This is a genomic window from Deinococcus marmoris DSM 12784, assembly GCF_000701405.1.
GTDB classification, from domain to species: domain Bacteria; phylum Deinococcota; class Deinococci; order Deinococcales; family Deinococcaceae; genus Deinococcus; species Deinococcus marmoris.
Map to the genome: position 1 here is coordinate 1 of NZ_JNIV01000077.1, position 21,304 is coordinate 21,304.

The 21,304-nt window shown below is 65.9% G+C and carries 23 protein-coding genes and 1 pseudogene; 7 read left to right on the top strand and 17 right to left on the bottom strand.

Annotated features, from left to right (window positions below):
* Positions 1-172: 172 nt before the first annotated feature.
* From Q319_RS0116440 to Q319_RS0116465, 5 genes are all read right to left on the bottom strand, one after another.
* On the bottom strand, positions 173-1,354 hold the full coding sequence (locus tag Q319_RS0116440) for a pyridoxal phosphate-dependent aminotransferase (protein ID WP_029483553.1): 1,182 nt from the start codon (positions 1,352-1,354) through the stop codon (positions 173-175).
* A gap of 93 nt (positions 1,355-1,447) precedes the next feature.
* Positions 1,448-2,455: an NPCBM/NEW2 domain-containing protein gene (locus Q319_RS0116445; RefSeq protein ID WP_081846104.1), complete on the bottom strand. Its 1,008-nt coding sequence runs from the start codon at positions 2,453-2,455 to the stop codon at positions 1,448-1,450.
* A 443-nt stretch (positions 2,456-2,898) separates the two neighbouring features.
* A complete protein-coding gene (locus Q319_RS0116450) occupies positions 2,899-3,486 on the bottom strand; it encodes a hypothetical protein (RefSeq protein WP_156039404.1) in 588 nt (195 codons plus the stop codon).
* 109 nt (positions 3,487-3,595) lie between these two features.
* Complete coding sequence (locus tag Q319_RS0116460) at positions 3,596-4,180, bottom strand: response regulator transcription factor (RefSeq protein WP_029483556.1); 585 nt, start codon at positions 4,178-4,180, stop codon at positions 3,596-3,598.
* Positions 4,177-5,265, bottom strand: a complete 1,089-nt coding sequence (locus tag Q319_RS0116465) for a sensor histidine kinase (RefSeq protein WP_415814586.1) — start codon at positions 5,263-5,265, stop codon at positions 4,177-4,179. Before Q319_RS0116465 ends, Q319_RS0116460 begins: the two co-directional genes overlap by 4 nt.
* Before the next feature lie 81 nt (positions 5,266-5,346).
* On the opposite strand from Q319_RS0116465, the gene Q319_RS0116470 reads away from it, so the two are divergent.
* From Q319_RS0116470 to Q319_RS0116480, 3 genes are all read left to right on the top strand, one after another.
* Positions 5,347-6,006 carry an MBL fold metallo-hydrolase gene (locus tag Q319_RS0116470; RefSeq protein WP_029483558.1) on the top strand — a complete coding sequence of 220 codons (660 nt, stop codon included), beginning with the start codon at positions 5,347-5,349 and terminating at the stop codon, positions 6,004-6,006.
* Positions 6,007-6,111: 105 nt separating this feature from the next.
* Positions 6,112-6,786 carry a DUF2270 domain-containing protein gene (locus Q319_RS0116475; protein WP_029483559.1) on the top strand — a complete coding sequence of 225 codons (675 nt, stop codon included), beginning with the start codon at positions 6,112-6,114 and terminating at the stop codon, positions 6,784-6,786.
* Positions 6,787-6,848: 62 nt separating this feature from the next.
* Positions 6,849-7,331, top strand: a complete 483-nt coding sequence (locus Q319_RS0116480; protein WP_029483560.1) for a hypothetical protein — start codon at positions 6,849-6,851, stop codon at positions 7,329-7,331.
* Positions 7,332-7,578: 247 nt separating this feature from the next.
* Here Q319_RS0116480 and Q319_RS0116485 read toward each other — a convergent pair whose 3' ends face one another.
* The 5 genes from Q319_RS0116485 to Q319_RS0116505 form a co-directional block, all read right to left on the bottom strand.
* Positions 7,579-8,520 (bottom strand): metal ABC transporter permease, encoded by a 942-nt coding sequence (locus Q319_RS0116485; RefSeq protein WP_156039405.1) that lies wholly within the window; start codon positions 8,518-8,520, stop codon positions 7,579-7,581.
* Positions 8,517-9,296: a metal ABC transporter ATP-binding protein gene (locus Q319_RS0116490; RefSeq protein ID WP_029483562.1), complete on the bottom strand. Its 780-nt coding sequence runs from the start codon at positions 9,294-9,296 to the stop codon at positions 8,517-8,519. The genes Q319_RS0116485 and Q319_RS0116490 overlap by 4 nt, the downstream gene beginning before the upstream one ends.
* A complete protein-coding gene (locus Q319_RS0116495; RefSeq protein WP_051655483.1) occupies positions 9,293-10,195 on the bottom strand; it encodes a metal ABC transporter substrate-binding protein in 903 nt (300 codons plus the stop codon). The genes Q319_RS0116490 and Q319_RS0116495 overlap by 4 nt, the downstream gene beginning before the upstream one ends.
* 204 nt (positions 10,196-10,399) lie before the next feature.
* Positions 10,400-11,632: a vWA domain-containing protein gene (locus Q319_RS0116500; protein WP_034415521.1), complete on the bottom strand. Its 1,233-nt coding sequence runs from the start codon at positions 11,630-11,632 to the stop codon at positions 10,400-10,402.
* Complete coding sequence (locus Q319_RS0116505; protein WP_245619308.1) at positions 11,629-12,615, bottom strand: AAA family ATPase; 987 nt, start codon at positions 12,613-12,615, stop codon at positions 11,629-11,631. Before Q319_RS0116505 ends, Q319_RS0116500 begins: the two co-directional genes overlap by 4 nt.
* A 104-nt stretch (positions 12,616-12,719) precedes the next feature.
* Between Q319_RS0116505 and Q319_RS0116510 the strand changes: the two genes are divergently transcribed.
* Positions 12,720-13,016 (top strand): hypothetical protein, encoded by a 297-nt coding sequence (locus Q319_RS0116510; protein ID WP_029483566.1) that lies wholly within the window; start codon positions 12,720-12,722, stop codon positions 13,014-13,016.
* Positions 13,017-13,081: 65 nt separating this feature from the next.
* On the opposite strand, the gene Q319_RS0116515 is transcribed toward Q319_RS0116510, so the two are convergent.
* The gene (locus Q319_RS0116515) at positions 13,082-14,296 is read right to left on the bottom strand and encodes a saccharopine dehydrogenase family protein (RefSeq protein ID WP_029483567.1); all 1,215 of its coding nucleotides are present in this window, start codon (positions 14,294-14,296) and stop codon (positions 13,082-13,084) included.
* 58 nt (positions 14,297-14,354) lie between these two features.
* Here Q319_RS0116515 and Q319_RS0116520 point away from each other — a divergent pair, with 58 nt between their 5' ends.
* Positions 14,355-14,774, top strand: a complete 420-nt coding sequence (locus Q319_RS0116520) for a hypothetical protein (RefSeq protein WP_051655484.1) — start codon at positions 14,355-14,357, stop codon at positions 14,772-14,774.
* Positions 14,775-14,844: 70 nt separating this feature from the next.
* On the opposite strand, the gene Q319_RS0116525 is transcribed toward Q319_RS0116520, so the two are convergent.
* The 4 genes from Q319_RS0116525 to Q319_RS0116540 form a co-directional block, all read right to left on the bottom strand.
* A complete protein-coding gene (locus Q319_RS0116525; RefSeq protein WP_245619310.1) occupies positions 14,845-15,612 on the bottom strand; it encodes a CDP-alcohol phosphatidyltransferase family protein in 768 nt (255 codons plus the stop codon).
* Positions 15,613-15,671: 59 nt separating this feature from the next.
* Entirely contained in the window at positions 15,672-16,043 is a 372-nt protein-coding gene (locus Q319_RS0116530) for a hypothetical protein (RefSeq protein ID WP_029483570.1), read from the bottom strand.
* On the bottom strand, positions 16,040-16,945 hold the full coding sequence (locus Q319_RS0116535; protein WP_029483571.1) for a hypothetical protein: 906 nt from the start codon (positions 16,943-16,945) through the stop codon (positions 16,040-16,042). The genes Q319_RS0116530 and Q319_RS0116535 overlap by 4 nt, the downstream gene beginning before the upstream one ends.
* A gap of 268 nt (positions 16,946-17,213) precedes the next feature.
* A complete protein-coding gene (locus tag Q319_RS0116540; RefSeq protein ID WP_034415523.1) occupies positions 17,214-17,852 on the bottom strand; it encodes a YqhA family protein in 639 nt (212 codons plus the stop codon).
* 145 nt (positions 17,853-17,997) lie between these two features.
* Between Q319_RS0116540 and Q319_RS0116545 the strand changes: the two genes are divergently transcribed.
* On the top strand, positions 17,998-18,789 hold the full coding sequence (locus Q319_RS0116545; protein ID WP_029483573.1) for an APH(3') family aminoglycoside O-phosphotransferase: 792 nt from the start codon (positions 17,998-18,000) through the stop codon (positions 18,787-18,789).
* Positions 18,790-18,817: 28 nt separating this feature from the next.
* On the opposite strand, the gene Q319_RS0116550 is transcribed toward Q319_RS0116545, so the two are convergent.
* Both Q319_RS0116550 and Q319_RS0116555 read right to left on the bottom strand, forming a co-directional pair.
* The gene (locus tag Q319_RS0116550; RefSeq protein WP_029483574.1) at positions 18,818-19,318 is read right to left on the bottom strand and encodes a thioredoxin-like domain-containing protein; all 501 of its coding nucleotides are present in this window, start codon (positions 19,316-19,318) and stop codon (positions 18,818-18,820) included.
* Between the two features lie 34 nt (positions 19,319-19,352).
* On the bottom strand, positions 19,353-20,831 hold the full coding sequence (locus tag Q319_RS0116555; protein WP_029483575.1) for an MBL fold metallo-hydrolase RNA specificity domain-containing protein: 1,479 nt from the start codon (positions 20,829-20,831) through the stop codon (positions 19,353-19,355).
* Between the two features lie 214 nt (positions 20,832-21,045).
* Here Q319_RS0116555 and Q319_RS28335 point away from each other — a divergent pair.
* Positions 21,046-21,304, top strand: a pseudogene (locus Q319_RS28335) (IS1 family transposase); the annotation flags it as partial.

Below are 21,304 nucleotides of genomic sequence, written 5' to 3' on the forward strand. Positions count from 1 at the left end.
ACTCTATCTGATTCCACTCCGCAAGTCCCCCTGCTGAGTAGTTACTGGGGAAGATCAGCTAGGCCGTCGAAAAGTTCCATTGTCACGCCGTCTGGAGCCATTTGCGCCGCCGCGTGCAAAAGCGCTGTGTGGGCCGAGGCCGCCCGCAAACTGCCCGACAACCCCAGTACCATCACTCCTCCTGCGCCCGCTTTTGCAGCAACTCACCCAACCTCCTCAGAACTTCCTCGATATTTTCCATGCTGGTGGCATAGCTCAGCCTCACCTGACCTGGGGCGGCGAAATCCGTGCCGGGGACCACGGCCACCCGCGCGTCGTCCAAAATGATGCGGGCCGCCTCCAACTCGTCCGGGTGAATACGCGTGGTGTCGGCCATCACGTAGAAGGCCCCCTGCGGCGTGGGCGTTTTGAGACCCAGCGCGTTCAGCCCGGCCACGATGCGGTCCCGGCGCTGGCGGTAAGCCTTCAACGCCATCCCGATAAACTGCGTGGTTTCCTCGTGCTGCTGGAACGCGGCCAGGGCGGCGTACTGGGACACGCTGCTGGCGTTGCTCGTGCTTTGCGATTGCAGGGCGTTCATGGCGGCGATCACGGCTTTCGGGCCGCCCGCGTAGCCGATGCGCCAGCCGGTCATGGCATACGCCTTGCTGGCCCCGTTGACGGTCAGCGTATGCTCCGGCGCAAAGGTGCCGATGCTGACCTGCTGGGCGTCGTAGACCAGATGTTCGTACATCTCGTCGGTGACGATCATCAGGTTGTGGCGCATGGCGACTTCGGCCACCGCCTTCAGCACGTCCGGCGGGAACACGGCCCCCGTGGGATTGCCGGGGCTGTTCAGCACGATCATGCGGGTCATGGGGGTGACGCGGGCCTCCAGCGCCTGCGGATCGAGCTGAAAGCCATTGGCCGCGTGCGTGGGCACGGGCACGGGAAACGCCCCCGTCAGCGCCACCATTTCCGGGTAGCTGACCCAGTACGGGGCCGGAATCAGCACCTCGTCGCCCGGATTGAGCAGGGCAAAGAAAGCGTTGAACAGCGCCTGCTTGCCGCCCGAAGTCACTGTCACCGCGTCTGACGCGTGGTCCAGCCCATTCTCGCGCCGGAACTTGGCGCTGATGGCCTCCCGCAGTTCGGGAATGCCGCTGACTGCCGTGTACTTGGTCTTGCCCGACTCGATGGCGTGGATGGCGGCGGCCTTGACATGCGCCGGGGTGTCGAAATCCGGCTCGCCCACGCTCATGCTGATCACGTCCACCCCGGCCTTTTGCAGCTCCAGCGCGCGGCTGGTGACCGCCACCGTCGAGGAAGGCTTGAGGCTCAGCGCACGCGCCGACAGCAAAAAGGGGCTGCTCATGGGGTCCAGGGTACAGGGGCGGAGTCGGCCATGACCAGAGTTGACAGTGAAGTGCGCCGCCAGCGGTTGACGGCGCAGGACGAGGGAAAGCTGTTAGCGCAAAACGTTCCAGTTCAGGGAGGCACGCTTGAAAAAGCCCCGGTCTTCCAGATTGGCCGCGAAGGTCATTTCAACCGTTCCGGTGGGCGGTGTGAAACCGTCCGGGAAGGGTGTTCTGAGACGCAGGCGAACAGGAAATTCTGCCGGAAGAGTGGTGGCGTCATAGACGCGGTTCGGTTCAAGCAGTTGCAGGGGCGGAGCGCCGGGGCTGGTCCAGTTGAACACCGAGAGCTTGAACGAGACTGGGCCACTGATGTGTCCCGGCTCATCGGTGACGCGCAGGATGGCCGTGGCCGTCTTGCCGTACCGGGCATTGATGCCCCTGGGAAAGCTGAAGGAGTAGCGCAGGTCGGCTCCAGGGTCATTCTCACACCTTACCTGGGGATTGGCCCAGTCGGCGTGGTCATAGTTGATGCCGTCTCCCGCGTCCTTGACCACCAGGCGCAACTCGCCCCTGCCGCTGATGTCCAGGTTGATGTTGCGGGTTGCGCTGGCACCGGTCATGGTGCCGCTGCTATAGGCCAGCGCCCCGTCCAGAAAGACTTGAAACACCACACTGCCCCGGTTGCCCACCTCATCATCCACGCCAATTCTGGAGGTAAAGCGGGTGCAGCGCGCCCCGTTGTGGCCCTGCAACGAGAACCGCATCTCGCTACCCGCGTGGGTTCCGAAGCCCTTGGCGTAGGTGACGCCGCCCAGGGTCAACGTCCGCCCGTCTCCAGCCCGCTGCTCACCGTTGCTGTGGTCGAGTTCAATAGGTCCCCAGCCGTTGGTGGCGGCGAGCAGCGGTTCAAACGACAGGGTATTGAGGGCCGCCGTCAGCCGCTGGACGCTGAGCTGGCCCGACGGGGCCGCGTAGGTCCACGGGTACGATGCGCCGCCCGCATAGGGGTCTGTTGCTGCCACAGCGGGGGCGGCTGGATCAGACCCCCCACAGGCCGAGAGCAGCACACTCAGAATCAGGGCGGCAGTGACGGACGGCAGGAATCTGGGGATGTACATAGGGAACGCCTCCTGAACAGGTCATTGATTGCTGGGGCGGGCGGGCGAAAGCAGAGCGGACAGGGCATGGCAGTCTGGTTCTGTGTCATGCCTGTGCCCAGGCCGTCAGCATGAAGGGTGATCACGCTGTGCGGCTGGAGTGCAATCACCCTGCGCTCCCCGGCGTGATCAGGGCATGACCAGAGGCTGAAACGGTGGTGGGGGTTCTGTCTGGATACACGTCTGGCGGCATGTTCAGTCGAGACGCCAAAGCAGTTCAGGCGGCCTTCTGTGCCGTCTCCGACAGCCAGCGGAAGACGTGGGAACCTTTGGGATGAACACCTGTGGTCCATTCCAGTGCTGCCGGTTTCGGACGGGATTGATGGCACAAAAAAATTGCCCGGAAACCAGTCCGGGCGGGGCAAAGAAGCCCCAGTGTCAGGCCGCAGGGGCTGAGATAGCCCTCAGAAGCGGTAGGTGACCCCCAGATTCACCCCTGGCAGAACCAGTACCGTGCCGCCGCCGCCTGCGGCTCCAAAACCGACGCGCGCCTTGGCCTCGGCAAAGTAGCCCCACGGCCCCGCGCCGAAATCGCCGCGCACGCCCCCGACGCCGCCCAGCAGGATGGCAAAGCCGGGGATGGTCCCCACGCTGGGGCCGCCGTAAGCCCGCAGCCCGCGCCCACTGCCCGACAGCAGCAGGTCCACATTCACAAATGGGATGGGACCATTGGCGTCTGGCAGCGGAATCAGCAGGGCCTCGGCACTGGCGCGCACGGCCAGATTCACCTTGCCCAGACGGCCTACCGGCGCGCTGGCCCCGATCATCACCCCTGGCAGCACGTAGAACTCGGTGCCCACGCCGCCCCAGACGGTGAAGCGGTCCGGCGCAGGCGGCGGTGTCGGCGTGATGACCACTTGCGGCGTCTGCTGCTGCGGCGGCTGAACGAAAATGGGTGTGCCGGACTCTGCTGGCGTGGTCTGGGCACTGGTAAAGGGGGCAGCGGCGAGGGCGAAAGCGAGAGCTAGCGTTCGGGTCAGAGCAGTTTGCATGGTTGACTCAGAGTAGCGGATGCCGGAATGAACGCAGGCTGGAATGGCGAATCAAAAGTGGGGGAGAGGGCTTGCAAGCCCTCTCCCCGTTCAACGCTCTGCGCCGCCCTCAATGCAGCAGGCCAATCGAGCGGGCGCGGCTGACGGCCTGGGTGCGGTCCCCGGCGTCCAGCTTGGCGTACAACCGGGCCAGGTGGTCCTTGACCGTATCGGGGCTGACCCCCAGGCTCTTGGCGATTTCCTTGTTGCTGTAGCCCTGGGCCAGCAGCGGCAGCACTTCCGATTCGCGGGGGGTCAGGCGGGGCACGTCCACCTGCGGCAGGCGGTCAATCTCCGGGTGGGCCACGATGTCGCGCAGTTGACGGGCCAAGCTCTCGGGGTCCGTTTCCTTACTCACGTAACCGCGTGCCCCGGCAGCCCGCGCCGCCTGCACGATGGCGGGTTCGGCGAAGGTGGTGATCAGCACGCTGACGACCTGCGGGTGGGTCATGCGCAGGCGTTCGCAGACCTCGATGCCGGTCATGCCGGGCATCTTGATGTCCAGCAGCGCGGCGTCGGGTTGCAGGGTGCGGCAGGCGTCCAGGGCGCTCAGGCCGTCGGCGGCCTCGGCCACCACATCGAAGCCCTGGTGCATCAGGGCGTACTTGAGGCCCATACGGAACAGCGGGTGATCGTCGGCAATTACGAGTTTCATGGGGTGACCTCCGGGAGAGTCAGCGTGAAGACGGTGGGCAGGGCGGACGCGGGCGGGGAAGCGGCTGAGTTGGGGTCAGGAAGCTCGTGGGGTTGGTGGATGTAACGCAGCTCTCCGCCGTGCGCCTCGGCAATGCGGCGGGCGATGAACAGCCCCAGTCCGGCGGTTCCGGCGGTGTACTGCTGCCCGGCGATGGTGGTGGGCTGAGAGGTAAAGGGCTGCGCCAGTTGCGCCAGCGAGCCGCCCAGGCCGGGGCCGTCGTCGGCGACCACCAGTCCGTCTACTGTGACGCGCAGTTCCACCTTCGAGTGGGCGTAACGGATGGCGTTCTCGGTCAGGTTGGTCACGGCCCGTTCCAGCACCGGGGCGTCGGCCAGGGCGTAGCCGTGCCCGTCCACGGTCAATTCCAGGCCGCCCCACTCGGCCTGTGGCTGCACGCGGCGGGCCACGCCGTCCAGCAGGGCGCGCAGATCGGTGGGAACGGGCTGGATGCTCACGTCCTCGCGCTCGAAGCGGTGGGCGTCGGCCATCTGCTGCACCAGCGCCAGCAGGCGGGCGGTCTCGGCCTGCATCTGCGTGCCCACCTCCTTGCGTTCGGCTTCGGGCAGCGGCAGATTGACCAGCGCGTGTGTGAGGTGTCCGGCGGCGATCAGTGGGGTTTTCAGGTCATGCACCAGCGTCGCCATGAAGGCGTTGCGGCGCGTCTGCTCGGTGCCCAGGCGGCCCAGCAGGTCCGAGAAGGCGCGGCGCAGCAGCAGGATTTCTGCCGGGTCGTCGCTGTGGGCACCCAGTTCGCCGCCCTCCACCTCGGCCTGAAGGCGGCTGAGGGGCCGCAGCAGCGCGCCGCTGAGAACATAGCCCACCATCCCGCACAGCACGCCCACCAGCAGCATCCAGCCCAGCAGTGCGCCCGCCGGGAGGTTGGGCTGGGCGGTCAGCGTGAGGACCAGATTGGGAAGGAAAGCCAGCAGGAAAATCACGAGTGCGAACTGGGTCCGCAGGGTGTTGCGCGAGGCCCTGCGCCGCCCGGCCAGACCGCCGCGCGGGTCATCGGCGGGGGATTCGGTGATCAGGCGGCCACTCACAAAACTCAGCTTATGGGGGGGGGTCTGACAGAACCCTCACGGGGTGGGGGGAGGGGAGGGCTTGACCAGTAGACTGCGCCCATGCTTCAGCCTTCCCAACATGGTCCCGTTCGCGTGTGGTCCCTGCCCACCGGCCCCTTGCAGGAAAACGCTGTGCTGGTGGCGGGCACGCAGAACGAGGGCTTCCTCTTCGATCCGGGGGACGATGCAAAGAGGATTCTGGCCCTGGTGCGGGGTTCCGGCGTGACGGTGCGCGGCATTCTGCTGACGCACGCGCACTTTGACCACATCGGGGCGGTGCAGCCCGTGCGCGAGGCGTTGCGGGTTCCGGTCTGGCTGCACCCCGCCGATCTGCCGCTGTACGGCATGGGCGCGGCCTCGGCGCAGAGGTGGAATCTGCCCTTCATCCAGCCGGATGCCCCGGACCACGAGATCGCGCAGGACCAGACCTTCACGGCAGGGGATCTGACCCTGACCGCCCGCGAGTTGCCGGGGCACGCGCCGGGACATGTGGTGTTTCTGGCGGGAACGGACGGGGAGGAAGGCGTGGTGGTGGCCGGGGACACGCTGTTTCAGGGCGGAATTGGGCGCACCGACTTGCCAGGGGGCGATCACGCCGCGCTGCTGGCGGGCATCACGCGCGAATTGCTGACGCTGCCCGACGCCACCGCCGTCTACTCCGGTCACGGCGGGGCCACCACGGTGGGGGCAGAACGGCGCAGCAATCCCTTTTTGCGCTGAGGGCTGTTGCGGGGGCAGAAAGGCAAGCAGGGTGGCGAAAGGCCCGCGCGAACGCGCTACGCTAGGGGTCATGATTCAGGGCAGCATCGTTCAGGGCGTGGGCTGATGCCGGGCGCAGGCGGCGGGCCAGGGGCGGTGCTGGCCCCCGGCCTGACGGAAGTCAGCTACAGCACCAACCAGGCCAACGCGCTGATCCACCTGTACCGCGCCGAGGTCGGCAAGATGACCGCGTGGCGGCAGCGGCTGGACATGACCACCAACTGGTCCGTGGTCACCAGCGCCGGTCTGGCCTCGTTTGCGCTGGGCGACATGGGCAACAGCCACGCCACGTTCCTGTTCGCCATGTTCATGAACTACTTCTTTCTGCGCCTGGAGGCCCGCCGCTTCCGCACCTACGAGATTGCCCACCACCGCGTGCGGATCATGGAGCGCTTCTTCTATCCGGCCATGCTGGGGGACCGTGTGGACCCCGGCTGGCATCAGTTGTTGCTGGCCGAACTGGGCAAGCCGCGCAGCCCCATGAGCCGCAACGACGCGCTGGGCTGGCGGCTGGGGCGCAATTACCTGTGGATCTACGCGGCGGTGCTGCTGGCATGGTTCGCCAAGCTGGACCTGGGCCAGCCCAAGGGCTACATCCTGAGCTTCCCAGACGCCTTCGCGCTGGCCGACATCGGCAATTTTCCGGGCTGGCTGGTCTTTGCCCTTGTCGGCGTGTTCTACCTCTACCTGATCTGGCTGGCGGTGCGCGCTGCCCGCACCTATCCGCTGGAAGAGGGCTGAGCGCAGTACGGGCGGGGAGGGCGCATCAGACGCGCTTCATGAGTTCTCGTTAGGCTCCATTTATGCGTCCTGTAAGTGCCCTTGCCGCCGCCCTACTGCTGCTGCCCCCTGTTCTCAGCGGTTGCGCCTTCGGGGCGTATATCAGCCCGCTAACCCCGCTGGAACGCGCCGTCAATGGCACCTACGAGGGCATCGGTGTGGGGGGCACGGGCCGCGTGCCCTACCGCCTGACCCTGACCGTGCAGGAGCGCGAGGGCCGCGCCACCGGGGTGATCACCAACCTGGAAAGCCGCAAGGCGTATGCGGCCAGCGGCACGTTCAAGCGCAGTGCCACGGGCGGCGCGCTGGAACTGGGTCTGTATGAAAACGGCGATAGGCACCGGGGAAACCTGTATGCCACCCTGACTGGCAGCAAAGTCAGCGGCGTGCTGCGAACCGTGCTGCTGGGCCGCGAACTGCTGGGCTACACCATCGAATTGAATCAGGTGCCGGAGGGGATTCCGGTTGCTGCGCCCGCCACCGTACCCGTTCCGACGACGCCTTGAATCTGGACGCGCTGGCAGGCAACCCTGACACATCCCCACCAGCAGAAAACCCCCTTCACAATGGAGGGGGTTTTTGCATGGTCTCTTGGGCCTCATACGGATTCCGCTTAATTACCGTATAGAGGCCACCAGTGGAACAGGATGTGCTGGGTGAGGAGATCGGGTTGTCGGCGGCACTGTGGCGAAAAATGATGGCTGAATAGAATTTAGCAATGCTCCAGTCTGCGCTTTTTATTCGGAGTCCGTATCAGTCCGAAGCTTGACCCTTGCTGGAGGTCCGAACGCGCGTCAGCACAGGCCGGGGCGCAGTGGGCGGGCCGCCCTCGCCCAGTTCGTCGGCGCGCTCGGCCATCTGCTGGCGGCGGCGGGCGATCTGGCCGTGCTTGGGCGCAAAGATGAAGGCCAGCACAAAGAGGATGCTCTGCACCAGCACGATGCACGCGCCCGTCGCGCCGTCCAGAAAGTAGCTGCCGTAAGTGCCGATCACGGCGGACAGAATGCCGCAGGCCACGGCGATCCACAGCATCTTGGAGAACTTGTCGGTCAGCAGGTAGGCGGTGGCCCCCGGCGTGATCAGCATGGCGACCACCAGAATCACGCCCACGGTTTGCAGCGCGGTCACAATTGTCAGCGCTAGCATGGTCAGCAGCACGTAGTTCAGCACGCCCGTGTTCAGGCCAATCGAGCGGGCGTGCGTGGGGTCAAACACGTACAGCAGCAGGTCCTTACGCAGCAGCAGCGTCACGATCAGCGCAATGGCCCCGGCGATCACCGTCTGCCACAGCTCCGAATCACCGATGCCCAGCACGTCCCCGAACAGGATGTGACTGAGGTGGACCTCGCTGGAAATCTTGGAGATCATCACCAGACCCAGTGCGAACAGCGCCGTGAAGACCACCCCGATCACGGTGTCTTCCTTGACCCGCGAACGCGACTGGATAAAGCCGATGGCGCTGACGCTGAGCAGCCCGAAGGCGAAGGCCCCGATCACGAAGGGCAGGCCCAGCAGGTAAGAGATGACCACGCCGGGCAGGACCGCGTGCGAAACGGCGTCGCCCATCAGGGACCAGCCCTTGAGGATCACGAAGCACGACAGCACCGCGCAGACGGTTCCGACAAGCGCGCTGACCAGCAGGGCGCGGGTCATGAAGTCGTATTGCAGCGGTTCCAGGAGAAGTTCCAGATTCATGGGCGGGCCTCCAGTTTCTTTGCCGCTGGGGCGTGCAGCGGTGAGCGGCCCCCGAAGGTGGCGGCCAGATTCTCAGCGGTCAGCACCTCAGCGGTGGGACCGTAGAGCAGCACGGTGCGGTCCGCGATCAGCGCCACCTCGTCGCAAAACGTTTCCAGCGTGCCCAGATCGTGGGTGCTGACCAGCATCGCGCGGCCCTCGCGGCGCAGCTCGCCCATCAGGTTGATGATGGCTTCACTGGTGCCCACGTCCACGCCGCCGAACGGTTCGTCCAGCAGCAGCAGACGGCCATCCTGGGCCAGCGCGCGGGCCAGAAAGGCGCGTTTGCGCTGCCCGCCGCTGAGTTCCCCGATCTGCCGCTCGGCAAAAGCGTTCATGCCCACGCGCTCCAGGCTCTCATCCACCATCGTGTGATCCACGGCGTTGGGGCGGCGCAGCCAGTTCATCTTGCCCTGGCGGCCCATCATGACCACCTCGCGCACGCTAACCGGAAAGTTCCAGTCCACGTCCTCGCTCTGGGGCACGTAGGCGATCAGCCCGGCCTTCTGGGCGCGGATCACTGGTTGTCCGAAGACCTGCACCGTGCCGCGCAGCGGCGGAAGAAAGCCCATCACGGTCTTGAACAGCGTGCTTTTGCCCGCGCCGTTCATGCCCACCAGCCCGCAGACGCTGCCGCCCCTGACTTCCAGATTGGCCTGCCGCAGCGACAGCCTGCCGCCGCCGTAGGCCACGCTCACGTCTTTCACGTCCAGCGCGATCACGGTGTTCTGACTCATCGCCCGCCCAGCCCCTTGAGGATGATGTCGGCGTCCTTTTGCAGCAGGATCAGGTAGGTCGGCACTGGCCCCTTGGCATCCGTCAAAGAGTCCACGTACAGCACGCCGCCGAACTTCGTCCCAGCCTCCTTCGCCACCTGTTCCATGCCGCGCGTCGGCACAGTGCTTTCACAGAACACGGCAGGAATCTTCTCGGCGCGCACCACGTCAATGACGCCCTTGATCTGCCTGGGCGTTCCCTGCCCTTCTTCCGCGTTGACCGGCCACAGGTAATGCTCGGCCAGGTTGTAGTCGCGTGTCAGGTATGAGAAGGCCCCCTCGCAGGTCACCAGCGCCCGCTTGTTCTTGGGCAGACTGGCGAGCTGGCTCCTGAGTCTGGCGTCCACTGCGCGGATCTGATCGCTGTACTTTTTTGCATTGGCATTGAACACTTTGGCCCCTGCGGGATCGAGCTTGACGAACGCCTTGCGAATGTTTTCCACGTAGATCAGCGCGTTCTTGGGCGACATCCACGCGTGCGGGTTGGGCTTGCCCTTGTACGCGTCGGCGGAGATGTTGACCGGGATGATCCCATCGGTCAGCGTCACGTTGGGAATTTTACCGAGCTGGCGGGTGAATTTCTCGAACCACAGTTCCAGGTTCAGGCCGTTGTTCAGGATCAGGTCCGCGCCGCGCGCATTCACCAGATCGCTGGGCGTGAACTGGTAGCCGTGAATTTCCGCGCCGGGCTTGGTGATAGACACGACGTTCAGGCGGTTGCCTGCCACGTTCTGCGCCATATCGGAGAGGATGGTAAAGGTGGTCAGGACGGTCTTCTTCTCGCCCGCCTGGGCGGCGTGGGCCACACCGCTGGCGGCGATGAGTGCAGACAGAAGTACAGCGCGAGAGGTCTTGATCATGGATTTTAGGCTAAGCTAAAAATAATCTAAAGTCAACGGTGGTGCCCAGATTTAGTGAAGACTTGTTCAAGGTTGAGCTGGGCAAAGATCGGCCAGCTTTGGGCAGAGCGGACGACGCCCTTCCACACCTCCTGGCGAAATTCAGTTCGTGCTGTCCGGGACACGGCGGGCCAGCATTCCAGCGCTGGAGACCTGTACTGGAGATCAGTGTCGTTTCTGAAGTCTCCGGCCCAGACGGTGTAAATCCTCCATCCCCCCGGCAGGCAGCAGGGCGTCCAGATAGGGCAGCGCCGCCTGAATCGCCCGCTGCACGGGTTGATACCCCGGCAGCGCGGCCAGCGGCGAGAGCCAGATCACCCGTCCCGCCCGCGCTTTCAGGTCACGCAGGGCGCGTTCCAGCACCTCGGGTTCGCCGGTATCCAGACCGTCACTCAGAATCAGGACCAGGGTGTCGCGGTTCACGCGTTCGCGTTCCTGGCGGACCAAGTGCAGCAGGTTCTCGCCGATGCGGGTGCCGCCGCCCCACGCCTCGCCCAGATCGGGCAGGGTCAGCGGCTGGCCGGGCAGCGCGCGGCGCAGATATGGGGTCAGCCGGGTCAGTCCGGTGGAAAAGGCATAGACCTCCACCCGGCGCGTCCGCAGGGACAGCGCGTGGGCAAACCGTAGCAGCAGCGTGGCGTCCCGGCCCATGCTGCGGCTGCCGTCCAGCACCAGCAGAAAGCGCGGCGAGCGGCGCGGACGGCCCAGCCAGCGCAGCAGCGCCGGATCGCCAGCGGTGCGGGCAGCGGCGCGCAGGGTTCGGCGGGCATCCAGCTTCGGCCCCCGCGACATGGGTTTCAGTCGCCTGGACCGTCCCAGTTCCACCGCCCGGATCAATGCTGTGGCAGCGCGCAGCAGCTCCCGCAAGTCGCCGTCCTCAGACCGGACCTCGCACCCCGCCCCCGCATTCGGGCTGAGGCGGGTCTGCACGGTCTGGAAATCGCCGCCGGAGTCGTCCGGGTCATCCTTCGATTCACTCTGCGGCTGGGCTTTCACCGTCGTCAACTCCGGTTCCTCGCCAGGGGTGGGTGGAGCCGGGGCGGGGGCCTGTCCCTCACCGTCCTGCTGTTTTTTGGGCGTGGTCTCGGTTTCCTGTTCCGCGCCGGGGGCCTCGGTTTCGGGCAGCAGCGGGGGCAGTTCGGGTGGGGCCAGACCACCCTCGGTACGAAAGAAGGTGTTGAACTCGTGGTCAAAAATGCGGCCCTGTTCCGGGCGGGCAATCAGCACGGCACGCAGGGCGTCGCGCAGTTGCCGTTTGCTCAGCACGTCCACCACGCCCGCTGCCCGCAGCGCGTCACTCGCTTCTCCCGGTCCCACCAGAAAGCCGTGCCGCACGCGCAACCGCGTCACGAAAGCAGTGATCTGGGCCGACAGTTCGGCAGAGATGGGGTCGCTCACCCCGCCTCCGCCCGGCCTGCCACCCCCCGCCCCGCTATGCCACGCAAGGTCGGCGCGGCCAGCACCTGATCCTCGCGCAGCTTCAGCACTGCGCCCAGAGTGGCCTCGATGCTGGCAGCGTCCAGATGGTCCCGGTGCAGATACAGCAGCGCCGCCGCCCAGTCCAGCGTCTCGGCCACCCCCGGCGGCTTGCCCAGCGGCAACTGGCGCAGGGCATGTACGGCGTCGGTGATCTGCCGGGCCAGCGCCGCGTCGATGCCAGGGAGCCGCGCCTGCACGATCTCCAGCTCCTGCCGCGCGGTGGGGTATTCCACCCAGTGGTACAGGCAGCGGCGGCGCAGGGCGTCACTCAGCTCGCGGCTGCGGTTGCTGGTCAGAATGGTATGCGGGCGCGTGCGGGCGGTAATGGTTCCCAGTTCCGGCACGGTGATCTGCCACTCGGCCAGCAATTCCAGCAGGAAGGCTTCAAAGGCGTCGTCGGCGCGGTCGATCTCGTCGATCAGCAGGACCGGGGCCACGTCCTGCTGAATGGCCTGGAGCAGTGGCCGGGCCATCAGGAAGCGTTCGCCGTATAGCTCATCGTCGTCCACCCTGCCCCCACTGATCTCTGCCGAGCGCAGGTACAGCAGTTGGCGGGCGTAGTTCCACTCGTACAGCGCGGCCTGCGCGTCCAGCCCCTCGTAACATTGCAACCGGATCAGGCGCGTTCCCAGCGCCGCCGCCAGCGTCTTGGCCGCCTCGGTCTTGCCCACCCCTGCCGGGCCTTCCAGCAGCAGCGGCTTCTGCAGCGCCGGAACAAGGCGCAGCGCGGTAGCCAGCGCGTCCCCGGCCACGTAGCCCTGCGCCCGGAAGGCGGTTTGCAGGGCGGCGGGGTCCGTCAGATCAAACGGGGCCGGATTCGGGGGCGAGGTCACGCGCCGCCGCCGGGCAGGCGCAGCGCGGATCGGACACGACTGGACATGGCCCAGTATCGCGTATTCCACCCGCCCCTTTCTGTCTCAAAACCCGGTCTTGAAAGGGGTCTTAATGTTGGTTTCGGCCCCCACAAGTGAGCGAACGGTCAGAGGCGCGGGTCTAAGCTGCGCCCATGACCTTTCCCCTGCTGCTGTGCGTTCTGAGTGCCCTGAGTGCTGGCCTGTACTTCGGCAGGGGCTTCGCGGGGGCACACCGCCGGGGTCAGAACCTGCTGCGTCCCGTGCTGCCCCATCTGGCCCTGTCTGCTGTGCTGGTGGCCCTGAGCGTGCTGCTCGACGGCTCCGAACTGGGCCTGCTGTGGATGGCCGTCGCTACCGCCAGCCTGCTGGGGTTGGCGCTGGGCGCGCTACTGCCGCACCCGCTGGTGGCCGCTGCACCCGCGCCGCGCCAGGGCGTCCCTGCCACCTGAATTTCCAGATTGAAGCGCGCCGCCCCTCCGGTACTGGAGTTGGGCGGCGCACTCGCTTTGGCGGGCTACTTCACCAGTTCGATGCCCGCCAGCTCGTCCACCGGCAGGCCCCACTCGTTCATGGCGGCGATAAACGGATCGGGGTCAAACTCCTCGACGTTGTAGACGCCCGCCTTCTTCCACACGCCCGTCAGCATCAGCATCGCGCCGATCATGGCCGGAACGCCCGTGGTGTAACTCACACCCTGCGCCTGCACTTCTTTATACGTCTGGGCGTGATCGGTGACGTTGTAGACGAAATGCACCTTCTCCTCGCCGTCCTTGCCGATGCCTTTGGCCTGCACGCCGATGCACGTTTGTCCGGTGTAATTCGTCGCCAGGGACTCGGGCACGGGCAGCACGGCCTTCAGAAACTCGATGGGAGCAATTTTCTGGCCCCGGAAGTCAATCGGCTCGATGCTGGTCATGCCGATGCCCTCCAGCACGTTCAGATGTTTGATATACGACTCGCCGAAGGTCATCCAGAAACGCGCCCGCTTGATGGTGGGAAAGTTGATGACCAGCGATTCCAGCTCCTCGTGATACAGCACGAAGCTCTTGCGGGTGGCGACTTTGGGGTAGTAGATGTCCTGGGAAATCTCCAGCGGGGCGGTCTCGATCCACTCGCCATTTTCCCAGTAGCGTCCGTTGGCGGTGATCTCGCGGATGTTGATTTCGGGGTTGAAGTTGGTGGCGAACGCCTTGCCGTGATCGCCGTTGTTGCAGTCGATGATGTCCAGATAATGGATTTCACGGAAGTGGTGCTTGGCGTGGTGGGCGGTGAATACCTGCGTCGCGCCCGGATCGAAGCCGCAGCCCAGCAGGGCCATCAGACCCGCTTTCTCGAAACGCTCGCGGTAGGCCCATTGCCAGGAATACTCGAACTTGGCCACGTCCTTGGGTTCGTAATTGGCGGTGTCCAGGTAATGCACCCCGGTTTCCAGGCAGGCGTCCATGATGGTCAGGTCCTGGTACGGCAGCGCCACGTTGATGACCATTTCCGGGCCAAATTCGCGGATGACCTTGACCAGTTCCGGCACGTTGTCGGCGTCCACGGTGGTCGTGCTGAATTTCGTCCTGCTGTTCGGCAGATGCTCGTGAATCTCGGCCACGATGGCGTCGGCCTTGAGGACCGTGCGGGTGGCGATCAGGACTTCCGTGAACACGCCGTCGTTCTGCGCGCACTTCTTGGCGACGACGTTGGCCACGCCGCCCGCTCCGATAATGATGACCTTGCTCATGGCGCAGAGTGTAGCGCGGGACTGTTGATCGGGCGGACCGGGATAGGCTGGACGCCAGATGAGCAAGCGTTCCCGCCCCGCAAAACAACCCAGCAGGCAACCCAGCAAAAAACCCGGTCAGCCACCCGCTGCGCCCGCCGTCAGGGCCGCCGAACTGCGCGACATCACCCCCGCCGAGCGCGGAAAGGCCATGCGGACCTTCTTCTGGATCCTGGGGGCGTTCGTGCTGGGCATCGGCGTGATCGTCGCCACGCTGGCCGTGCAGGGCAAGACCGCCCGTGATTACGGCCAGCAGGTCTTGCAGGCGGTTCAGGCCACGCAGCCGTCCGGGAACGCGTCCTACGGGCTGAAATGCGTCACGGCGCTGCCTGGGGCGCTCCCGCGCGGCATCCTGGACTGCGACGTGACCGTGGACCGGGGCAAGGTGGGCGTGGTCTTGCAGGCCGAGGGTGACAGACAGTACCGACTGGGAGAGTAGGCAATTCACGTACGGGAACCCGCTTCGCTGTTGCCGCGTTCGCTCGGATCAAACCGTTTATGTGAATGGTCTAATCGGCGTCGGTATGACGGCTGACCTGCCCCTCTCGCCACCGCTGCACGCCCAGCAGTAGCAGCGCCTGCACCGGCAGGAAACGGGTGTAGAGCCGGGGTCTGTCCGCCAGCAGGCACAGGCCCAGAAACACCAGTTGCGTCGTTAATCCCAGATTGGCTGCGACGGCTGTAACAGGTAGGGGTGTATAGGCCCTGCGCTGCTCAGGTGTCGGGGAGTGGCCCGCAACAGCCTTCAACCGGGCCTCGAACCAGTCGCCCAGCACGCGCTCCTGCGGCGAGAAATAGGCGGCGTAGACGGCTTTCAGGGCTGCCAGCACGCGCGGATCATCTCCCGCCTGTGCCGCCCCTTCCCGGAACACCTCGCCCCGTGCCGTGCGGTGACCCTGTTCCCACAGGAAATCAGTGGTCAGGATCAGGCTTTGCAGCACGGTCAGCGGCACTCCGGCCCGGCCCGCGATTGCCACATTCAGCGCCAGATCGACCACCAGATCCATCTCGGTGTCCAGATACCGGCCCGTTTCGGTGGTCTGCCCGGTGGCGCGGGCCAGTTGACCGTCCAGATTGTCCAGCACGGTCTTGAGTTGCAGCAGCAGCGCGGGCGTCAGCCGTGAGCGCCACCACGGGCCGCCGCGCCGGATCAGCCACGCCGCGTACACCCCCAGCGCCGTGTGGAACAGCACCACATGGGCCGGATTCACGTTCTGCCGGGCCAGCGGGTCCACCAGCACTTGGGCCAGCGGGCGGTAGAGGCGCTCGTTCAGCACCTCGTCGGCAGGGCGCTTCTTGCGCGTCCCCTTCAGGCTGGACTGTTTTTTTTCCGCGCCTATCGCCGTCCCCCGTACTTGGGCGGTCCCTTCTTGACCCCGGCGTAGCGGTTGCGTTCCTTGCGTTTCTGCGCGCTGCTCAGGGTTGATTTGCCGCCCTTGCCCGCAGTGGCTCCTGCGCCAGCCCCACGGCGCGGCACGAAGGAATCCACCAGCAGAAAGCGCGCCATCGGCACATACAGGATCAGGATAAAGATCAGGCTGCCCCACCAGGTGTCCAGGTACGGGCGCAGCGGCGTCAACGCCAGCAGGCTGCTGATCAGCGTGGCGACGGTGGCGAACAGCACCACGCGGATGACCAGTTTGAGCAGTTTGGTGCGGTTAAAGCCAGGATCGGGATCGGGGGTGATCAGCCAGCGCCAGAAATTCATGGAGTCTCCTGAAAGGGTGGTGTCGAGGGCAGCGCAGTGGACAGTGCAGTGGGATTCAGCCGGGCAGCAAAGGCGTCCAGGCCGCTAAATTCAGTCTGTCCGGGATGCAGGTCCAGCCGCAGCGTGGGCAGGTGCATCTTCGCGGCGATGCGGTCCAGGGCTGCTGCCGCCGCGCCGTCGTGGGCGGGGGATGCCAGCACCAGGCCCCGCACCGCGCTTTTGCCCGACAGCATCGAGGCCGCGCCGAACAGTTCGCGCTCGCCCGCCGGAACCCTGGCGGCGTTGTCCATGCGTTCGGCCCGGCGCAGCACGTCACTGTGCGGCAACTCGGGCGAGAAGACGCCGTACACGCCAGCCGCCTCCAGCGCGGGGCGCAGGCCACCGGACAGCACGTCCTCGGCCAGCAGGGTGCGCGGGCCGATCACCGCCACCGTCGCCAGCCCGGCGCGGCCCAGCGCGGGCATGCTGACACGGGGTTCGGCGGCCAGCAGGCGCACCTTGGTCAATGCGCCGCGCACCGCGCCCCCGTTCTGCGAGACGCGCAGGCCCACCTCTGCCGCGTGGCCTTCCAGATCAGGGCCGCCCATGTCCGGCACGGCAATCAACGGGGGCAGACCGCTGATGCGCCGGGGCAGCAACTCGGTCAATGCCTCGCTCCAGGCGTCGTTCGACACGGCAGGCCACTCGGGCAGCAACACGGCATCCACGGCTTCCAGCGCCAGGATGCGGCCCAGCGCCAGTTGCACCGTGGTCGGCTCGCCGGGCAGGCTCTGCTGACCCAGCGCCAGGGCCTCCACGTCCGTCAGGGCAGGCGTCACGGCCTCCACGTCCAGTTCTTTCAGGTACGCCGCCCAGTACGCCCGGAGGCGCGAGGCGGGGGAATTTAACAGGCCAACTCTCATTGTGAACAGTGTACGCGGCGTGGGCGGGTGGGGGCGTCGCGCGCCTCGCTATTGCGAGGGGTATGGACCGCAAAAGGGACGGGAGTGAATTGCGGACGACCACGGTTGGCCCTTCTCCGCTCTGCAAACCCATCTCTGAAAGGGAGGTTGTAGGACGGCATTGCTGGCTCAGCCACGTGTCCCGGCCACCTTTCACGCCAGCGGCTCAGGGGCCAGACCGTGACCGCGAATCCGAAAACTGGAATATGGTCCGTCCGCCACCGCCAGCCTACGATTCCGCCCCGGCGTCTGCCTTGATCTTGCCCTCCACTTTGGCCTCGGTGGCTTCCTCGGCGCGCTTGACGTCCTCTTCCTCGATGTGGCGCTGCTCGTCGTCGTGTTCAAACAGTTCACGGCGGGCGCGTAGTTTGGCCTCGGGCTGTTGCAGATCGCTGCCCTGACCGCTGTGGACCTTCTGGAAGAAGACCAGCGCGCCGCCCGCCAGCGCGAAAGATCCGGCGAAGTACAGCGTCTCGACAGGGTCCTTCCAGCGCACGAAATGCTCCAGGAAGGTGACGCCCAAGATCACGATGATCACCGAGATGATCTTTTGCTCCAGATCCGCCAGACTTTCCACGCCCAGCGCGCTGGTCAGGTTCAGCGGCGAGATGAACAGCGAGTACAGCCCCACCCCGATCAGGTAAAACACCACCGCCTTGAGCATGGTGGACACGATTTCCAGAAATTCAATCGCCAGACTGCCGCGCTGGCTCTGGATGCCGTTGAGAAAGGTGTCGTGCCAGGAGTTGTAGAGGGTGGAAAACGCCAGTACCGTGCCCTGGATGAACAGGCTGAACGACACCAGCAGGACGGCCACGACAGCGATCAACACGACGTAGCGCGTGCGTCCGATGGCGGCGGAAAACATATCGGCCTGGCGTTGCTGGGGGGTTCGCTGGACGCCGGGCGCGCCGCTTCGCCTCTCGTCCGGCGTGGCGTTTCGTCTGGTGGAAGTCACGCCTCCATGATGCCTCCTGCGGCCCGCCGCGACTGCATGATCTATCCTGCGCCCCGTGCCAGATGACGCTCACGAAACCTTGATCCTGCCGCCACCGCTGCGCCGCGTGCTGCCCGCCGCCCGCTGGGAACGCGTGAATGTGGGCGAGAGCGGCGCGAGCCTATGGAAGTCGCAGAGATTTGTGGTGAAGGTGCAGGCGCGTGGCGCAGTGCAATTCGTCACCTCACTGCAACAGGAGCGCGAACGCCTGCGCTATTTAGCCGGGCGCGTTCCCGTGCCGCGCGTGGTGGGCTACGAGGTAGAGGGCGGCCTGGAATACCTGGCGCTGACCCGCGTGCCCGGTCTGGACGCCTCGCACCCGGATGCGCTGTTTCACCCGGACCGACTGGTGAACCTGCTGGCCCTCGCCCTGCGCGAATTGCACGCCCTCCCGCTGCGCGAATGCCCCTTCAACATGTCCCTGAGTGTCACGCTGCCCCACGTCCGCGAACGGGTGGCGGCGGGCGTGGTGGACGAGGGCGATTTCGACGATGAGCGCACGGGCCGCACCGCCACTAGCATCTTCAACGAACTGGCCCGCACCCGCCCAGAAAAGGAGGATCTGGTGGTCACGCACGGCGACGCCTGCCTGCCCAACTTCATCGTCAACGGCGAATTCATCGAGGGTCTGATCGACGTGGGCCGCGCCGGAATCGCGGACCGACACGCCGATCTGGCCCTGACCCACCGCAGCCTGGGCCGCAACCTCAGCCCCGAATATGCCGAGGAGTTTCTGGACCTCTATGGACGCGAGTTCGTCGATCCGCAGAAGCTGGCGTATTACCGCTTACTGGACGAGCTGTTCTAGAGTTTCCGGTGCTGTTTCTGGTACCCGATTACCTCACGTCGCTGTAGCCGCCGGAGCAGGCCGCGCCGCGTTCGGGAGCGGTGGCACCCTGCTCGTATTTGTCCAGAAAAACCTTCAGGCGGGGGTCGTCGGCCTTCTCCACCTTGATCTGCGCTCCCCAGGCGCTGGCGGCGATGGGGGTGTCCATGTTGCCGTAGGGGCTGAGCAGCGTGTACGGGCGGCCATCCACCAGCGCCGCCAGTTGCGCCACCCCCGCCGCGTCCAGATCGGGGCGGTAAGTGATCCAGACCGCGCCGTGTTCCAGACTGTGAACGGCGTATTCGCTGTAGAGGGACTGGGTGTAGACGCCGCAGTTCTGCCACAGCGCGTTGTGCGCCCCCCCGGCAGGCGGATTCTCGGCATAGACCAGCGAACCGTTGCGGTGATCGCCCGCCGCGTAGGTGAAGGTCTGGAGGCCCTCCAGCGTTTTGCTGTCGTCGCCGCAGGCGGTCAGGGCCAGAAGGAGCAGGAGAAGAAAGGCAAGCTTCATCGCTGACCAGCATAGCGGGGCCAGATGAAGATTTTTACTCGCCCGCCTCGCTCCGCGTGCCCGGCGGCGCGTCGTCCAGCGCCAGGCCGGATGGCCGCCCCCCGCTGAAGCCGCCGCCCAGCAGGTCCACCTCCTGACGGTCCGGCACGATGTCGCCCTTCAGACCGCGCAAGGCGAGTTCGGGCAGGAAGGCGTCCATCACGGCCACTTCGCCGTGGACCAGCCAGACATGGGGATTTCCAGTGCTGCTTAAAAAGGCCAGCAGATCGTCCTGATCGGCGTGGGCGGAAAAGCCGCCGATGGTATGGACCTGCGCCCGCACCGCGATGTCCTCGCCCATGATTTTCACGGTGTTCAGATGCCCCGTATCGGCCCCAGCCACGATCTGTCCGCCCAGGCTGCCCGGCGACTGGTAGGACACGATGATCAGGCTGGTCCCCGGCTTCCACAGGTGGTGGCGCAGGTGGTGCTGGATGCGTCCGCCCGTCATCATGCCGTTGCCTGCCAGGATGACCGCCGGGCCGTCGTAGCGGTTGATGCGCTGGGATTCGTCGCCGGTCAGAACCACATGCAGCGTGCTGGGGGCGAACGGGTCCTCGCCGCCGCGAAGGGCGTCCCGGACCTCTGGCACAAGTTCGTCTCCGAATTCAAAATAGGCGCGGGTGGCGCGGGCGGCCATCGGGGAATCCAGAAACACCGGGATGCGCGGCACCTCGCCGCAGTCCATCAGTTTCTTGAGGGTATGCAGGATGGTCTGCGAGCGCTCGATGGCGAAGCTGGGAATCAGGATCTTGCCGCCCGCGCGCACGCTGACGCGCAGGGCGTCGCTGAATTCGGCCAGGGTGGCGGGCCAGGTGCGGTGGCTGCGGTTGGCGTAGGTGGTTTCGATCACCACGGCGTCGGCCTGGGGCGGGGGCGTGAAATCCAGTTGCAGGCCACTTTTGCGGTTCCCCAGATCGCCGCTCATGATCAGCCGCCCGTCCGCCGATTCCAGCAGCAGGTACGCGCTGCCCAGGATGTGCCCGGCCCGCCCCGGCGTCACGCGCAGGCCCGCCACGTCGGTTGCCTGCCCAAATTCCAGCACCGGGCGCAGCAGGGCCAGGGCGCGGTGAACGTCCTCCTCGTCGTACAGCGGGGGCAGGACCTCATGTTCGCGGTCCTGGCGGCGGGCGCGGCGCAGGTCCTGGCGGTAGCCCTCCACCTGCAAACGGGCCGAGTCCAGCAGCACAGTTTCGGCCAGCGCGGCGGTGGGCGGCGTGCAGTACACCGGCCCCCGGTAGCCCCGGTTCACCAGCAGCGGCAGGCGGCCCACATGGTCCAGATGCGCGTGGGTCAGGATCACCGCGTCCAGATCCGCCGGGTCAAAGGGGTACGTTTCGTGGTTGCGGGCTTCCATCTCGCCGCCGCCCTGAAACAGCCCGCAGTCGATCAAGATTCGCCGCCCGCCGTCCAGCGTCAGCAGGTGCATGCTGCCCGTCACTGTGCAGGCCGCGCCGAAACTCTGGAGTCGCATGGGGAAGTCTAGCGTGGAGGGAGGGTCCGGGCCTGGGAATGAGGGGCGCGCGAAGTTGGTCTATACGGAGCTGGTGTCAGGGGGCTGGGCAGCCTGCCACGGTTTGATCCCTAAGAGCGCGTTTATAAAGGGTCAGACCCGGTGGCAGGTAGAAGGCTGGAATCATAACCGACATGCCTGACATGAGGGGCGTCCGGGGCGTATCCCCGGACGTATGCAATCACCCTCACTTGACAGTTTCCGCTGCCTCAACCCTGCTTGTCCAGCCGCTGGCCAGCCAGGTCTCGGGAATATTCGTCACCGCAAGTGGTACGACACGCGCTCGGGGCCACGCCGGTTGCTCCGCTGCTCGACCTGCGCCCGGGAATTCAGTGAACGCAAAGGCACCGCCCTGTGGAACGTGAAGCTCCCCTGTGAGCGGGTGGAGAGCATCGTGGAGCACGTGACGCGCGGGAACAGCTTCAAGCAGACCG

Coding starts and splice junctions, on each gene's coding strand:
- Q319_RS0116440 (WP_029483553.1), bottom strand. CDS start 1,354: ATGAGCAGCCCCTTTTTGCTGTCGGCGCGTGCGCTGAGCCTCAAGCCT.
- Q319_RS0116445 (WP_081846104.1), bottom strand. CDS start 2,455: ATGTACATCCCCAGATTCCTGCCGTCCGTCACTGCCGCCCTGATTCTG.
- Q319_RS0116450 (WP_156039404.1), bottom strand. CDS start 3,486: ATGCAAACTGCTCTGACCCGAACGCTAGCTCTCGCTTTCGCCCTCGCC.
- Q319_RS0116460 (WP_029483556.1), bottom strand. CDS start 4,180: ATGAAACTCGTAATTGCCGACGATCACCCGCTGTTCCGTATGGGCCTC.
- Q319_RS0116470 (WP_029483558.1), top strand. CDS start 5,347: ATGCTTCAGCCTTCCCAACATGGTCCCGTTCGCGTGTGGTCCCTGCCC.
- Q319_RS0116475 (WP_029483559.1), top strand. CDS start 6,112: ATGCCGGGCGCAGGCGGCGGGCCAGGGGCGGTGCTGGCCCCCGGCCTG.
- Q319_RS0116480 (WP_029483560.1), top strand. CDS start 6,849: ATGCGTCCTGTAAGTGCCCTTGCCGCCGCCCTACTGCTGCTGCCCCCT.
- Q319_RS0116485 (WP_156039405.1), bottom strand. CDS start 8,520: ATGAATCTGGAACTTCTCCTGGAACCGCTGCAATACGACTTCATGACC.
- Q319_RS0116490 (WP_029483562.1), bottom strand. CDS start 9,296: ATGAGTCAGAACACCGTGATCGCGCTGGACGTGAAAGACGTGAGCGTG.
- Q319_RS0116495 (WP_051655483.1), bottom strand. CDS start 10,195: ATGATCAAGACCTCTCGCGCTGTACTTCTGTCTGCACTCATCGCCGCC.
- Q319_RS0116510 (WP_029483566.1), top strand. CDS start 12,720: ATGACCTTTCCCCTGCTGCTGTGCGTTCTGAGTGCCCTGAGTGCTGGC.
- Q319_RS0116515 (WP_029483567.1), bottom strand. CDS start 14,296: ATGAGCAAGGTCATCATTATCGGAGCGGGCGGCGTGGCCAACGTCGTC.
- Q319_RS0116520 (WP_051655484.1), top strand. CDS start 14,355: ATGAGCAAGCGTTCCCGCCCCGCAAAACAACCCAGCAGGCAACCCAGC.
- Q319_RS0116530 (WP_029483570.1), bottom strand. CDS start 16,043: ATGAATTTCTGGCGCTGGCTGATCACCCCCGATCCCGATCCTGGCTTT.
- Q319_RS0116535 (WP_029483571.1), bottom strand. CDS start 16,945: ATGAGAGTTGGCCTGTTAAATTCCCCCGCCTCGCGCCTCCGGGCGTAC.
- Q319_RS0116540 (WP_034415523.1), bottom strand. CDS start 17,852: ATGTTTTCCGCCGCCATCGGACGCACGCGCTACGTCGTGTTGATCGCT.
- Q319_RS0116550 (WP_029483574.1), bottom strand. CDS start 19,318: ATGAAGCTTGCCTTTCTTCTCCTGCTCCTTCTGGCCCTGACCGCCTGC.
- Q319_RS0116555 (WP_029483575.1), bottom strand. CDS start 20,831: ATGCGACTCCAGAGTTTCGGCGCGGCCTGCACAGTGACGGGCAGCATG.